This window comes from Alteromonas infernus, from assembly GCF_902705815.1.
In genome coordinates this window covers 1-13359 of record NZ_CACSIG010000080.1, presented here as the reverse complement: position 1 = coordinate 13359, position 13359 = coordinate 1, and the positions used below count along the sequence as shown (strand labels likewise).

General features: G+C 43.9%; 17 protein-coding genes and 2 pseudogenes. 11 read left to right on the top strand and 8 right to left on the bottom strand.

The window, feature by feature from the left end:
• Window positions 1–63: 63 nt before the first annotated feature.
• Both ACX5J7_RS18415 and ACX5J7_RS18410 read right to left on the bottom strand, forming a co-directional pair.
• The gene (locus ACX5J7_RS18415; protein WP_020743723.1) at window positions 64–345 is read right to left on the bottom strand and encodes a type II toxin-antitoxin system RelE/ParE family toxin; all 282 of its coding nucleotides are present in this window, start codon (window positions 343–345) and stop codon (window positions 64–66) included.
• The gene (locus ACX5J7_RS18410) at window positions 342–734 is read right to left on the bottom strand and encodes a type II toxin-antitoxin system TacA family antitoxin (RefSeq protein WP_498707817.1); all 393 of its coding nucleotides are present in this window, start codon (window positions 732–734) and stop codon (window positions 342–344) included. The genes ACX5J7_RS18415 and ACX5J7_RS18410 overlap by 4 nt, the downstream gene beginning before the upstream one ends.
• A gap of 114 nt (window positions 735–848) precedes the next feature.
• Between ACX5J7_RS18410 and ACX5J7_RS18405 the strand changes: the two genes are divergently transcribed.
• The 4 genes from ACX5J7_RS18405 to ACX5J7_RS18390 all read left to right on the top strand — a co-directional run bounded on the left by ACX5J7_RS18405 (window position 849) and on the right by ACX5J7_RS18390 (window position 1927).
• Complete coding sequence (locus ACX5J7_RS18405; RefSeq protein WP_498707815.1) at window positions 849–1196, top strand: type II toxin-antitoxin system RelE/ParE family toxin; 348 nt, start codon at window positions 849–851, stop codon at window positions 1194–1196.
• Entirely contained in the window at window positions 1189–1473 is a 285-nt protein-coding gene (locus ACX5J7_RS18400) for a helix-turn-helix domain-containing protein (RefSeq protein WP_012518667.1), read from the top strand. Before ACX5J7_RS18405 ends, ACX5J7_RS18400 begins: the two co-directional genes overlap by 8 nt.
• Window positions 1474–1536: 63 nt before the next feature.
• Window positions 1537–1680 (top strand): DUF4160 domain-containing protein, encoded by a 144-nt coding sequence (locus tag ACX5J7_RS18395; RefSeq protein ID WP_498707812.1) that lies wholly within the window; start codon window positions 1537–1539, stop codon window positions 1678–1680.
• On the top strand, window positions 1661–1927 hold the full coding sequence (locus ACX5J7_RS18390) for a DUF2442 domain-containing protein (RefSeq protein ID WP_334048828.1): 267 nt from the start codon (window positions 1661–1663) through the stop codon (window positions 1925–1927). The genes ACX5J7_RS18395 and ACX5J7_RS18390 overlap by 20 nt, the downstream gene beginning before the upstream one ends.
• Window positions 1928–2042: 115 nt before the next feature.
• On the opposite strand, the gene ACX5J7_RS18385 is transcribed toward ACX5J7_RS18390, so the two are convergent.
• The 3 genes and pseudogenes from ACX5J7_RS18385 to ACX5J7_RS18375 form a co-directional block, all read right to left on the bottom strand.
• Complete coding sequence (locus ACX5J7_RS18385; protein WP_012518668.1) at window positions 2043–2333, bottom strand: type II toxin-antitoxin system RelE/ParE family toxin; 291 nt, start codon at window positions 2331–2333, stop codon at window positions 2043–2045.
• Window positions 2326–2547 (bottom strand): TA system antitoxin ParD family protein, encoded by a 222-nt coding sequence (locus ACX5J7_RS18380; protein ID WP_498707808.1) that lies wholly within the window; start codon window positions 2545–2547, stop codon window positions 2326–2328. The genes ACX5J7_RS18385 and ACX5J7_RS18380 overlap by 8 nt, the downstream gene beginning before the upstream one ends.
• Window positions 2548–2901: 354 nt before the next feature.
• Window positions 2902–3527 (bottom strand): annotated as a pseudogene (locus ACX5J7_RS18375) (IS110 family transposase); the annotation flags it as partial.
• Between the two features lie 191 nt (window positions 3528–3718).
• Between ACX5J7_RS18375 and ACX5J7_RS18370 the strand changes: the two are divergent.
• From ACX5J7_RS18370 to ACX5J7_RS18350, 5 genes and pseudogenes are all read left to right on the top strand, one after another.
• Window positions 3719–3976 (top strand): type II toxin-antitoxin system Phd/YefM family antitoxin, encoded by a 258-nt coding sequence (locus ACX5J7_RS18370; RefSeq protein ID WP_012518671.1) that lies wholly within the window; start codon window positions 3719–3721, stop codon window positions 3974–3976.
• The gene (locus ACX5J7_RS18365; RefSeq protein ID WP_287149728.1) at window positions 3964–4266 is read left to right on the top strand and encodes a type II toxin-antitoxin system RelE/ParE family toxin; all 303 of its coding nucleotides are present in this window, start codon (window positions 3964–3966) and stop codon (window positions 4264–4266) included. Before ACX5J7_RS18370 ends, ACX5J7_RS18365 begins: the two co-directional genes overlap by 13 nt.
• Before the next feature lie 96 nt (window positions 4267–4362).
• A pseudogene (locus ACX5J7_RS18360) lies at window positions 4363–4801 on the top strand (hypothetical protein).
• 148 nt (window positions 4802–4949) lie between these two features.
• The gene (locus ACX5J7_RS18355; RefSeq protein ID WP_012518674.1) at window positions 4950–5189 is read left to right on the top strand and encodes a hypothetical protein; all 240 of its coding nucleotides are present in this window, start codon (window positions 4950–4952) and stop codon (window positions 5187–5189) included.
• 354 nt (window positions 5190–5543) lie between these two features.
• Entirely contained in the window at window positions 5544–6335 is a 792-nt protein-coding gene (locus ACX5J7_RS18350; protein ID WP_498707804.1) for a PhzF family phenazine biosynthesis protein, read from the top strand.
• A 110-nt stretch (window positions 6336–6445) separates the two neighbouring features.
• Here the strand turns inward: ACX5J7_RS18350 and ggt are convergent, their stop codons facing one another.
• Together ggt and ACX5J7_RS18340 are read right to left on the bottom strand one after the other, a co-directional pair.
• Entirely contained in the window at window positions 6446–8203 is a 1758-nt protein-coding gene (ggt, locus tag ACX5J7_RS18345; protein ID WP_498707803.1) for a gamma-glutamyltransferase, read from the bottom strand.
• A 14-nt stretch (window positions 8204–8217) separates the two neighbouring features.
• The gene (locus ACX5J7_RS18340; RefSeq protein ID WP_071951677.1) at window positions 8218–8982 is read right to left on the bottom strand and encodes an enoyl-CoA hydratase; all 765 of its coding nucleotides are present in this window, start codon (window positions 8980–8982) and stop codon (window positions 8218–8220) included.
• A 113-nt stretch (window positions 8983–9095) separates the two neighbouring features.
• Here ACX5J7_RS18340 and rrtA point away from each other — a divergent pair, with 113 nt between their 5' ends.
• Complete coding sequence (rrtA, locus tag ACX5J7_RS18335) at window positions 9096–9680, top strand: rhombosortase (protein ID WP_012518678.1); 585 nt, start codon at window positions 9096–9098, stop codon at window positions 9678–9680.
• A 186-nt stretch (window positions 9681–9866) separates the two neighbouring features.
• Here the strand turns inward: rrtA and ACX5J7_RS18330 are convergent, their stop codons facing one another.
• Window positions 9867–12362 carry a S9 family peptidase gene (locus tag ACX5J7_RS18330; protein ID WP_023559737.1) on the bottom strand — a complete coding sequence of 832 codons (2496 nt, stop codon included), beginning with the start codon at window positions 12360–12362 and terminating at the stop codon, window positions 9867–9869.
• A 171-nt stretch (window positions 12363–12533) separates the two neighbouring features.
• On the opposite strand from ACX5J7_RS18330, the gene ACX5J7_RS18325 reads away from it, so the two are divergent.
• Window positions 12534–13088, top strand: a complete 555-nt coding sequence (locus ACX5J7_RS18325; RefSeq protein ID WP_278383649.1) for a glutathione peroxidase — start codon at window positions 12534–12536, stop codon at window positions 13086–13088.
• Window positions 13089–13359: the final 271 nt, after the last annotated feature.

Below are 13359 nucleotides of genomic sequence, written 5' to 3'. Positions count from 1 at the left end.
ACTGGCTTTTTGAGCTAACCCACGAAAATGCGGAGGCTAGCATTTCTCGGGGAGTCATTGTGTCTAGTTGCCTACAGGAAATTTTTGCTTTTGGTGTAAAACTCGAAGAATGTGAATAATGTCGTCTTTTATGAAATATGAAACAATCATTGAAACCTCTGGAATTATTAACAGTCTTCCCGGTATATCCTCTCTCTCCACTCCCATAAAAGGTTGCTGGTTCAAGTTTTCAACTTTCTTCTCAATTATTGCATCAGTTTTTTCTGCTGCTAATGGGTTAAATTCGTATAAAAACTCGAAAATAGCCTCACGATCGTCCAACGAACTTTTTTCCCATAAGATCATTTTTTGGCTTTATTCCTAATTTTCATTTTTCGAGCTTCCATGTCCAAGTTCGCTTCTTCATGACTGACAAACTTGCTTTGCCCACTCTCTAATTTACTGAACGCAGCATTAACCTCTTCAGTAAGCCACTGATCATGAGTAATTATTTTTCGTTGCTGTTCAGCGAGTTCTTCCGTAAGCTCTCTACAAGCGTCACTTAAAGTGCGTCCTTGGCTTTCGGCCATTATCTGAGCTAGCCGTTTAGTTTCTTCATCTACTCTAAACTGAATACGGGTATCCATGGTAAACTCCTTATGAAATGTACACACAAATGTTAGCACACCTATTGAATTTACGGCAACTAACAAACGCATTAACTCTGTCGCTGGCGCTCCTTGTGACAAAAACACGTAGGCTCCTTGCGCTTCGCTTAGTATTGTAGCCTACGTATTTTTCCCGTATGCGGGTGTTAGCCCTTATTTCTCTCTTTGACCAAAGTAATCCAATGGATTACAATCAGCGTTATGCTTACCACAATAACTGAATTACCTGAATACATTAAACGAGCAGATTCATTACTTTACGAATCTGAGCGTAAAGCCTTAATTGATTGTCTTTCTGAGCACCCAAAAGCGGGAGATATCATGGAAGGTACTGGCGGTATTCGTAAGTTACGCTGGAGTAGAGGCAATAAAGGTAAAAGCGGTGGTGTAAGAGTTATCTATTACTATCACGATGAGCGTATTCCTTTATATCTTCTTACCATGTTTGGGAAAAGTGAGCGCGCGAATTTGTCCAAGGCTGATAGGAATGAATTGGCTAAACTCGTTGAAATTCTAGCAAAGAAAGCATTGGAGAAAGCTTATGAATAATGCATATGAAAGTATTGCCCAAGGGCTTCAAGAGGCAATCGATCTTAATGACGGCAAAAAGGTGGCTGCTAAAGTACATCGCCCACCTCACGTTGATGTAGCCAAGATTAGGCACGGCTTGGGATTAACACAAATGGAGTTTGCTTCCAAATTTTGTATTAGTGTGTCAACTCTTAGGCATTGGGAGAGAGGCGACCGAACTCCTCATGGTCCAGCATTAGCGCTGTTAAATGTGGTCGCCAAAGAGCCAAAGGCAGTTTTGCGTGCGCTGGGCTAAAAAACCAATCAACACACTCACTACGTTCGCTGGGACGCATACATTCATATTCAGCGAGAGAAGATGCTTGCTAAATTCTGGTTAAAGCCCGTTGCTTTAGCTAGCTCTACTCGTTTTCCACCTAAAACGTTAAGAAAACTCGAGCAATTGGTGGTCGAAAATAAAGAAACATTTTTGGAGGCTTGGAATGGCTATTTTAGCAGTTGAACATCACCCTCTTGCTCACTCAGTTAGTTTTGACTCAGACTCACTTATTATCAGTCTAATTGATGGCCGCACTCTTTCCGTTCCTTTAGCTTGGTTCCCATCGCTTTCATCTGCGACTGCAGATCAGCTTAAAGATTGGGAGATACTGGGTGATGGCGAAGGTATTCATTGGCCTCAATTGGACGAGGACTTAAGCGTTAATGGTCTACTTTTGGGCAATCAAGGAAAGAAGATAACAAATCAATAAACACTAATTCAAATAAACACACTCACTTCGTTCGCTGGGACGCATACACGCGGGGCGGCTTCGCCATAATGCCCCACGCAACTGTGCCGCTTAGCGTAATGTTATACGCAATTGGTCATAATAACTTTTTAACATCACGGTAAAAGTTTTCATGAGAACCAAGAGCTATCAATTCAAGTATTACAGTGCCATCCTCGTAGCTGTAACCTAGTAAGGTTAACTGCTTGACCATCTTGAATTTGTACACGCGAAGAAAGGCTAGGTCGCCTTTTTTTTGCTCACCTAGAAGAGGATCGGCCATTAGTTCCTTAACGGCTTTATCCAAGTCTTTTTTCTGATTCTGATGTAACTTCTTTACTGCTCTCTTAAAATTAGCTGTCTGTAAAACATTGGTAATCTTAGCCAAAATCGTAAGGCTCCAATTTTCCAGCCTCTTTTTCAGCTTTAGAAATAATTGCCTGTTTCACAAATTCGTATGACAAATCGGGATTATCTTCCATCATTTCACCTATCTTTGCCCAATGCTCAATCTGTTTTGGCATAGTTCGATTTAGTGCTTTGCCCATAATGGTAGCTTTCTCAACTAGATCTTGGTCTAGTCTTACGCTCGCGGTTGCCATAATATGTCTCCCAATAGTTAGCCGCTACATTGTAGCAATGCGCTACAGATGTAGCAAATGGCGTATAACAAAAGCATTAACACTCGCTGCGTTCGCTGGGACAGTAACACGTGGGCTCTGTCGCTTCGCGCGGATTTTAACCCACGGGTTACTGCCCCTTATGGGGGTTCTGTCGCTTCGCGCGGATTTTAACCCACGGGTTACTGCCCCTTATGGGGGTGTTGGTATGACTCCCTTTGTCAACCCTGAGCGGAGGCAGTAATGTCGTCGGTTCTAATGCTGGTATTCGTGGATTATTCATTTCTCAATGAACAGCGCCTACCTTACTCACTCCGCCGTAGCCCGGTGACCGCTCATCCTTTCCAGTCGCCGGATACGCTCCTCAATGGTTTGCAGTTGTTCCTGCAAGACAATTTGCTGGCTGGATGAGGCAAAATCAGTTCGGTGAGCCAGCGAAGGTGCTTCTTCGACCAGTTGGCAGTGCCTTCATTACGTATGTTGTTGAGAAGTAATAAGGCTTTGAGTTGATACTTTGCTTCTTTTAAATCCTTCATTGCCGCTTCACGAGTACGGTATAAGTCGCGAAAGGCTTCGTCCTCAGGCTCGGGAACATATATGGGCGTGAGATCTTCAGACTTTAATGACCTAACGAGCTTAAGCGCATCTCGGCGGTCAGTTTTAATTCGCTCCCTTGGCTTTTTGGGAATAAGAGACGGAGCCACGACATAGCAACAATGCCCAAGACTGGTAATGAGACGATATATCCAGTAGCCACATGGCCCTGCTTAGTAAACAACGTGAAGTGTTGCACCAGGATATTTAGATTCAAACTGACGAAGCAGCTTTTTGACACTAACCTTAGATGAGGGAATACGCCCATAATGAACAGGCGTCGCTCCACGCTGCTCTTCACAATAAGCAACCTCATGAAACTCTTTATGCGTATCCAACCCGATAAAAATCATGCTATGTTTGTTCATACTAGCCTCCAAATTGATTTAGTATTGAACAAACTAATTATGGCTCTGGTGAGCAGTTTTGCTGTTAGCTAACCCACGAAAATGCGGAGGCTAGCATTTCTCAGGGAGTCATTGTGTCTAGCCGTTTGAAAACTTGCCATGCTCAGAGTGATAGAATAGTATCACTTTAATGTTACTTTGGAGCAGCTCAAATGAAAGTAGAACTTGTGACGTCACTAAAACGGCAGGCTACTAAGATCCTTGCCGATCTTCATGATACGAAAGAGCCAGTATTAATAACTGAGCACGGAAAGCCGTCAGCTTACCTTATTGATGTAGAAGATTATGAATTTATGCAAAATCGTTTAGCGATCCTCGAAGGCATTGCTCGTGGCGAGCGAGCTCTAGCGGATGGCAAAGTGGTCAGCCATCAAGATGCTAAGGACAGAATGTCAAAATGGTTGAAATAATTTGGACGGAGCCGGCTCTATCCGATCTGAATGACATTGCTGAATACATCGCGCTTGAAAATGTCGTGGCTGCTAAACAACTGGTGCAAACCGTTTTTACAAAAGTTGAACGTTTGGTTGATTTTCCAGAGCCTGGACGCGTCCCACCAGAACTGGAACACCTCAATTGTCGTGAAGTCGTTGTAAATCCGTGTAATGTTTTCTACAAGTATGATGATGAAAAGGTTCGTATTCTTTTTGTTATGCGTGCGGAGCGAGATTTGCGTCGGTTAATGCTAACGAAACAGTAGGATTGATAAAAACGGCTAACAACGCGCTCAAGTGGGACACATACATGCAGCGGCTTGCGCCATTATAGCTGCATGTATGTGCCAAAAGGAATTTGAATGCACAAGAATAATCAACTAATAATCGCTGGCAGTTTAAGCATCTTGGCTGCACTACTTCATATAAGTTGTATTATCGGCGGTCCTGATTGGTATCTCTTTTTTGGTGCTGGTCAACGCATGGCTCAACTCGCAGCTCAGGGTGACCCGTACCCCACAATTGCAACTTTAGTAATTGCCTCAATTCTTACGGGCTGGGGCTTATATGCGTTTTCTGGTGCAGGCATCATCATCAAATTACCTCTACTAAAAACCTGTTTAGCTCTAATCACAGCCATCTATTTTTTTGCGTGGTATCGCAGGCTTAATTGGCCCCTTTCTGACTTCAGACCCTGTGGTACATCAGAATTCAATAACCTTTTGGTTAGTAAGCTCAATTATATGCTGTATTTATGGTATTTTTTATTTATTGGGCACAGTAAAGTTATGGCGGCAGTAGAAAGTACGCTGGCACATAACAAAAATTAAGCTCGCACGCTACGCGGCCTGGAACGCAAACATGTAGGCTGGCTCACTTCGTTCGACTTTTGGCCCACATGCCTGCGCCCCTTATTTAAAAGTCTACATACCTAAAAGGATTTGACTAAGTGAAGTACCTCATATTATCTCTTTTTTCACTTTCCATTGTTGGCTGTGGCACAATCAATACGCCTAATGACGGTGTCGATGCAATCTACAACACCACTTCGGCAGTGATAAAAGGTGAGAACAGTAACTGCTCGACGGGACATATTGAAGATAGGAAGAAGTGTAAGAGTCGTTCGCAAGAAAAGACAAATGCTATTTCAGAGTCAATCAAAAAGCACCGTCGCGACAGCGGCGTCTAACAAGGAAAATTTTTATTTCATAAGCTTTCATTAATATACGCTATGCTCTTTTTACTGTCAGCTTCCACAACAGGAAAGCTGTATTACACGCAAGAATCTGGGAAACGAGTTTTAGATTGCGATGTAGAGTTACGCCTTAAAGGTGCTTTGTTTATAAGCCAATAATCGTTGACGGTAAGAAAAACTAGCATGACAATGGACACGCAGGTTTTGGCCAAGTACTTACAATTGCAGGCGCTGCAACGAAAACTTTTATGACCTTGCACTGACTGGAAACACGGGCGATACGAATAGCAGCCCATTTTACTTAATGCCAATTCAAAGCTTTAAAAATAATAGAAAAAGCGCGTTTGTATGAAAATTAAAATTAACGTTGTTGATGCATTTACCAGTGTAAGATTCAAAGGTAACCCTGCCGCTGTTGTTATCACTGGCAAATGGCTCAGTAATGAAAAAATGCAGGAAATTGCTGCCGAGAATAACCTGTCTGAAACCGCATTCTTGGTTGAAGACGATACCGGCGTATTTACTATCCGCTGGTTTTCACCCATGACAGAAATCGACTTTTGTGGGCACGCAACGTTGGCTTCTGCCTATGTGATTTTTAGCGAAAATTATCAGCTATCACATATTTCACTTTTCGCAGAGTCAGTAGGAATGATGAAAATCGTAAAGAAAGACGATGGATTCATTCAGATGGACTTTCCTAACAGAATGCCTAGCCCTGTTAGCGAAGTACCTGAAGCGTTACTGCAAGGGCTTTCTATCAAGCCCAAAAGCGTTTTAAAAAATAACCAAGCTTATTTTGCGGTTTATTCAGACGAAGACGATGTTTTAAGCGTAATTCAAGACAGCGAACAACTAAAAACACTCGCGCCTTATGATGTGGTAGTAACAGCGCCTGGCTCACAATTTGATTTTGTGTCGCGTTATTTCTGGCCTGCAAATGGTGGTGATGAAGACCCTGTCACAGGCTCTATCCACACCGGTCTCGCGCCGTATTGGGCTAAAAAGTTAGGAACGTCCAAGCTAATGGCTTACCAAGCTTCTAAACGAGGTGGTACAGTCAAATGTGAAGTGACAAACGACCGCGTGCTTATTTCTGGTCAAGCAGTGGCTTATCTTGAAGGTTACATCACAATTTAATGATTGATGTTTACTATGGAAAGAATGAATACAAAACGGAAGGTTTAAAACCTTCCGTTTTTCCACTATTGCGACAAATTGCCGCACTACTTTTTTATAGTAGCGGGTCATTAGCGCCCTACTGCAATACCTTCCCTACGAGGGTCAGCACCACCGATGAGCTTACCCGATTTAAATTGGATCCCATGTAGGCCGCTGTTTAAATCCACCACTTTTACGTTATGACCAAGTGCCTTTAATGGCGCTTCAAGCTCAGCTATAGGTGTGCCCTTCTCTAACGCCGTATAATCGTTTCTATTGGTGATTTTAGGCAGGTTTATCGCTTGCTGAATGTCTAAACCGAAGTCCAAAACACCAATTAGCGTTTGCGCGACATAGCTTACAATTCTCGAGCCACCCGGTGAGCCTACAACCACTTCTAAGTTACCTTCTTTGTCGAACACCATTGTGGGGCTCATAGCACTTCTAGGTCTCTTACCAGGCTCTACGCGGTTAGGGACAGGGAATCTATTTTTCGTTGGAGAGAACGAGAAGTCGGTGAGCTGATTGTTTAGCAAAAAGCCTTCTACCATAATCCCAGAGCCAAACATGAATTCAATGCTTGTGGTCATGGATACTGCATTGCCTTCTTTATCTACGATTGAAACGTGCGAGGTGTTAGGCAACTCCATTGAGGTGCCAAGCGCTACGTTTGCGTCAGCGTATGGATTACCGGCGCGCTTGCGACGCCATTCTTTATCAACACTAATGCTTTCTGCACGGCGCTCAAGATAGGCCGTATTGATCATGGCCGCGAACGGCAGGTTAGTAAAATCGCTATCCGCTATAAACTTTTCACGGTCGGCATACGAAAGCGCGCTTGCCTGCGTGTACAAATTCGCAAATTCGACTGAATCGGGCGCATACTGGCTAAGATCAAAGCCTTCTAACATTTTCAAAATTTGATACACGTTCACGCCGCCCGAACTCGGCGGTGCCATCCCGCAGATACGTTTTTCGTGATAAAGGCCACAAACAGGTTCACGTTTTACCGGCTCATAATTTGCTAAATCATCTCGTGTCATTTGACCCGGGTTAATCTCAGCGTTATTGACCGCTTTAACAATTTTTTCAGCCACTTCGCCTTTCAACAAGTAATCGCTTCCCTTTTCAGCAATGCCTTTAAGGGTTTTAGCGAGTTTCTTATTTTTCTTTACTGTGCCTTCTTTTAAAGGAAGGCCTGCTGGAAAGAAATAGGTCGAACTCGCTGGAAAGGTCTTTAGCCCTGGGTGATAATCTAGCGCAACCAGTTTGGCTAAGCGAGGCGAAACCTTAAAGCCGTCTTCTGCTGTTTTGATTGTATCGTCAAACAGCGTATTCCAAGGCAGCTTGCCGAACTCTTTTTGTGCCATTTCTAGCGCTTTAACTGCACCAGGCACGCCTACTGACTTGCCGCCTACTACAGCGTCTATCCAGCGCATTGGTTTGTTCCCTTCGATAAACCAATGAGAATTTACTGCTTTTGGTGCCGTTTCACGCCCGTCAAAGGTATGAAGTACTTTGTTCTTGTTATCCCAATAGAGGATAAACGCACCACCGCCAATACCCGATGATTGCGGCTCAACTAAAGAAAGCATAGATTGAACGGCCACGGCCGCGTCAATGGCGCTTCCCGCTTTTTCTAAAATATTCTTTCCCGCCCAAGACGCATAGGGATTTGCCGCCACCACCATATAGTCTTTGGCTTCAAACGCCTGTTTCTCGACGTATCCCGTTGCCGCTTCTGGCTCACCCACTTCGCGAGCTTGTTTAGCGTTCGCACCAAAAATAAAACAACTAGATAATGCTAGGGTTACTACTGAAGCTCTGAACAAAGCACTGCGTCTCAAAATAATACTTCCTCTTATTTAAACTTTTCGGGGTTAATGGGGCGTTTTTTAAGAAACGCATCAAACGCTTCTTGGGCTGCGGTAGTACCCAACGCTTCTAAAAATATATCAAACTCTTCGTTCATTTGTTGGTTTGTTCGCTCCCCGTCACCTTTTAACAGCGCTTTTGTTTGTTTAAGCGAAAATGAAGGCTTGGCAACGAGTTTTTCTACCGTGGTTTGAACCGCTTGATCTATTTCCTGCGCGTCGACAATCTTAGTCAGAATACCAAATTGATAGGCATCGGCAGTGGTAAAGGGTTCGCCCAGCATAAGCCACTCTGCCGCTTTGATATGACCTGCAACCTTAGGCAAAAGATAACTTGATGCATACTCAGGAACAAGCCCTAAGTTGATGAACGGTAGAACAAATCGGGTATCTGGGGTGGCGTATACAAAATCACAATGAAGTAAAAGGGTTGTACCTATTCCCACGGCTAACCCATGAACTTGCGCAATAACAGGTAAATTACATGCTGTGAGCGCACGCATAAAAGCAGCGGTTTCTGGTACTTGAGCGTGATCCTGCTGCTGTGCAAAGTCGCTGATGTCGTTGCCGGCGGTAAAACAATCCCCCGCCCCCTTAATAACAACAACTTTAGTAATACCGTCGTTTTTTATTCCTAAAATGGCGTTCGCCATGTCTTGGTACATATCGCGGGTTAGTGCATTTTTCTTTTCTGGTCGATTGAGGGTTATGGTGAGGCACTGCTGTTTTATTTCGGTAATGATGTAAGACATAATTACTCCTTTACTGTCGTCTTCGTTATTTTTAGGCGTACTTCAGTTTTCACCCTGTGGGCAATTTCTGTATCATAGCCAGCAAATTCGAAATTCAAAAATAACTAACACTGATGAATTCACTGCCGTTTTCGCTTAAGTATAGTGCTGGCCCCTTACTTATTGCGCTATGTTCTCTTATCGCGTTTTTCTTTGAACCCTTATCGGGCAATTATTTAGCTTACGACCGCTTCGCCATTCAGGGTTTAGAAACGTGGCGAATAGTGAGTGGCAACATCGTTCACACTAATGGCTACCACCTGCTTTTAAATATAGCGGGTCTAGCACTTTTGTGGGCGTTACACGGCGAACATTATCGCGTTGGTTTGTTCTTGAAAGTCTTTGTGTGGTGCTGCTTAGGCACCAGTGTTGGGCTTTACTTTTTTTCACCAGACCTTATTTGGTATGCGGGGCTTTCTGGCGCACTTCACGGCATTTTTGCATGGGGCGCTTGTGTTGATATTAAGGAAAAGATGAAGTCGGGTTGGTTACTACTTATTGGGTTAGCGATTAAAGTGGGATACGAACAAATAGACGGTAGTAGCGAACAAGTCGCTAACCTTATTGATGCTAAAGTTGCTGTCGATGCGCATTTATTCGGAGCCCTTACGGGTATCACTATCTTTTTGCTGATGTTTATTACGGCAAAGCGTATATAGGTCGTTTTGCATAGTAGCGCTATTCATACGCGCTGCTGACTTCAATAACATGCTATAAGCAGACAAAGAAAAATATCACAAAAGAAAAAGGCCCGAACTCTTTTGAATTTGGGCCTTTTTATATTGATTGTGCGATAACAAACCCCGTGCTTTTAAACACGGGGGAAATCGCTCGTTAAGCGCTGTTTATAAGTTTTCTTCGAAAAGTTTATAGATACGGCGATATTCGTCTAACCATGAACTTGGCTGTACAAAGCCGTGGGGTTCAACTGGGTAAATAGCGGTTTCAAAATCTTCTTTTTCAAGCTCTATAAGACGCTGCACAAGTCGCACGGTATCCAAAAAGAATACATTATCATCCACCATAGGCGCATTGATAAGCAGCGGTTTTTCTAACCCCTCTGCGAAATAGATGGGTGAGCTGCGCTCATAAGCAATGGGGTCGATGTCAGGCGTATTTAGAATATTTGCTGTATAAGGCGTATTGTAATGCGCCCAGTCGGTTACCGGGCGAAGCGCCGCGCCTGCCGCAAACAGATCTGGTGCGGTAAACATAGACATAAAGGTCAAGAAGCCGCCGTATGAACCGCCGTATGTGCCAATACGCTCACGATCTACATTTGCATTCTCTACAAGCCAGTTAACACCGTCACGCAAATCTTGCACTTCTGGCGTCCCCATTTGGCGATAAATAGCCGTGCGCCAATCTCGCCCGTAACCAGCACTGGCGCGATAATCCATATCAAGTACCACATAGCCTTGTTGAACAAGCATGCTATGGAACATGTATTCCCTGAAGTAACCCGACCACCCCATGTGGGCGTTCTGCAAATAGCCTGCACCGTGGTTAAACACCACCGCTTTGTTAGGTGCTGACGTGTCGTAGTTTTCTGGTAAATAAACACGAGCGTAAATAGGTGCCTCGGTATGCGATGACTCAATAGCGACGATGTTAGGCACTGCCCATGGTAGCGCGTTAAAATCGGCGCTAGTGCTTTGTGTAATTTGTTTTGCCGCAGAAGTTTCATTAGCCGGCTTGATATAAAGCTCTTGTGGCTTATTTACTTTACTGTGACTCAATAGCAAGTTTTTACCATCAGGACTAAGCGAGTAATCCGTCATACCATTTAAATCGGTCATGGTATCGATAGTGTTGTCGGTTAAGTCAGCGCGATAGACTTCGTAAAGCCCTGGGTGCTCCATATTCGCTTTGAAGTAAATGTAGTTGTCGTCATGAGAAAGTGTTAAGTCATCCACAATAAAGCGCCCACTTGTTAGCGCAATTGGCGCTTCGTCAGGCTTTTGTATGTATAAATGCGAGAAGCCTGTATGTTCAGACTGGTAGTACAATGTCTCGCTATTATTCATCCAACCAAATGCATTAAAACGATAGTTGATCCATGCATCGTCATGTAGCCTATGTTGGTTTTCTAGCGTTTTATTCGCCAAATCGATGGTGGCTATCCAGCGGTCTTTGTTGTCCCACGCTTCAAGCATTACCGCGACAGCGTTTCCGTTTTTGTGCCAGCGAATTGAAGGCTTGGTCCAGTACCAACTCTGTAGCAGCGTAATGTCCCGTGGTAAGCGATTCACTTCATACGATTCGCCCTTTGCTTCGGCATTTTCCGCTTTTACATTAGCCAGAACATCATCGTTATAGCCCGGCAAGTTGAAGTATTTAAGTTCGTTTTTCTCACCTGTTTTTAAATTGAGAAGCCATAATACGTGATTCACCGGCTCAGCATCGGCAACCCGCTGGCGTACTGGCTTAGCAGCAATACGACTGTCTTCCTGAATGTAGTGCGGCATGATGTCGGTATCATCGCGGCTAGGCTTGCTTTCAGTTGTTGCAACCACCGCATAATTTCCCGCAGGAGATACGCTGATCCCAGCTAGCCTATGAGACTTGTCAAAGTAAAAAGGCGTTGGCGCTACGCTCTTGTTTTCGTTGGCAAGCGCTTTGTGGGCCTTATCTTTATCTTGTCTATTTTTACGCTGTAGTTTTATATATTCCACCAGCGATTGCTGCTGCTTGGCGATATAGTCCTTCGCTGGTTCAACGGCTTCAGGCGCATCTTTAAACGCCCAACTTAGTAACTCTTCACGTGTGCCATTAGACAGGTCGATAGCTATGAACTTGTTGCCACTCAGGGCCATCAACCGACCATCGGTCATAAACGAAAGCGTAGAGAGTGCGTTCCCTCCTCGTGCCAGATGCACCGTTTCACCGTTAGTGAACTGAACATACACACTATCTTCAAACGAGTACGCAATAACCCCATCATCTCGCACTACTCGTTCGTCAAAACGGTACTTATGTAAATCTGATAAAGGCGCTTTAACCGCACGTGCTGGATTTGAAAGCTCTGCAATATAAACATCTTTTAATGCGCTGTTTTGCTTTTCTCTTTCAAAAACTATTTTACCGCCATCTACCGACCAGCCCATTGATGTCGGCAATGCACCAATCCACTGCGGATCTGACATTATCTGTTTAAGCGTGATTTCACCGGTTTCCGCGTCACTTTGCGATGCAACATCAGGGGTGACTGTTTGCTGTACCGTAGCGGCTGGAAGTGAAGGGAAAGCCGCCTTAGCTGCTATATCGTTAGTTGTGCTGGCGCATCCGCCTAGCGCGAAAGCCACGCTGGCTGCGATGACTAAAGAAGAATATTTTTTCATTATTTTAAGTCGTTGTTATGTAAAAAGCGTTAACATTATACGCAGAGTAACCTTGATTGCTCTAACGTTCATCGTTAGTGGTAGTGAACCAAACGTAAACCAATCCCGTTAATGGTTTGGACAAATAACAACGACTAAAATAACAAACATTGATATGAGAGGTAAAACCCTATGAAGATTAAAGGTTATGCGGCTGCCCTACTTTCACTTAGTTTATTCACATCTTTGAGCTACGCGAACGAGTGCCCTAGCGTACTTAAATTTATGAAGCGTAAACTCAATTCTCAAGAAACCGTAAACTTGTGTGACGAGTACGCAGGAAAAACCTTGTTGGTCGTTAACACTGCGAGTTATTGTGGTTACACGCCCCAGTTTGAAGGTTTAGAAGCACTTTACCGCAACTACAAAGACAAAGATTTTGCCGTGTTGGGTTTTCCTTCTCACGATTTTAATCAAGAAGATAGCGACGAAGGTAAAACTGCTGAATTGTGTGAACTAACCTATGGCGTTAAGTTCCCGATGTTTGAGCCGATTTCTGTTAAAGGTGACGATGCCGACCCTATGTACCGTATGCTTAAAAACGCGACAGGCAAAGCCCCATCTTGGAATTTCAACAAGTACCTTATTGATAGTTCAGGGAAACAAATTATCCACTACCCTAGTTCAACTAAGCCCACAGATGCAGCGTTTATTGCAGATATAGAAGCCTTGCTTAAAAGCGAATAGTCGTTAGTTTATTCACTGCGTAAACAGAGTGGGTAACAAAACCGAATAATATATCGCCCATATCGAGTAGGGTGAGGCTTGCGCCTCATCCCTCTCACAGAACCGTACGTACGGGCCTCGTATACGGCTCCTGCATACTTCATATCACTTGCTAAGTGACACAATGCTAATTTGCAATCTAGTATCGTGCGCCCTATGGACATCGTTCATTTTCTAACATTGTGGTAACTTTCATTGCAGGGTTTGGCGTTCTAGCACTGAGGCAATCTAC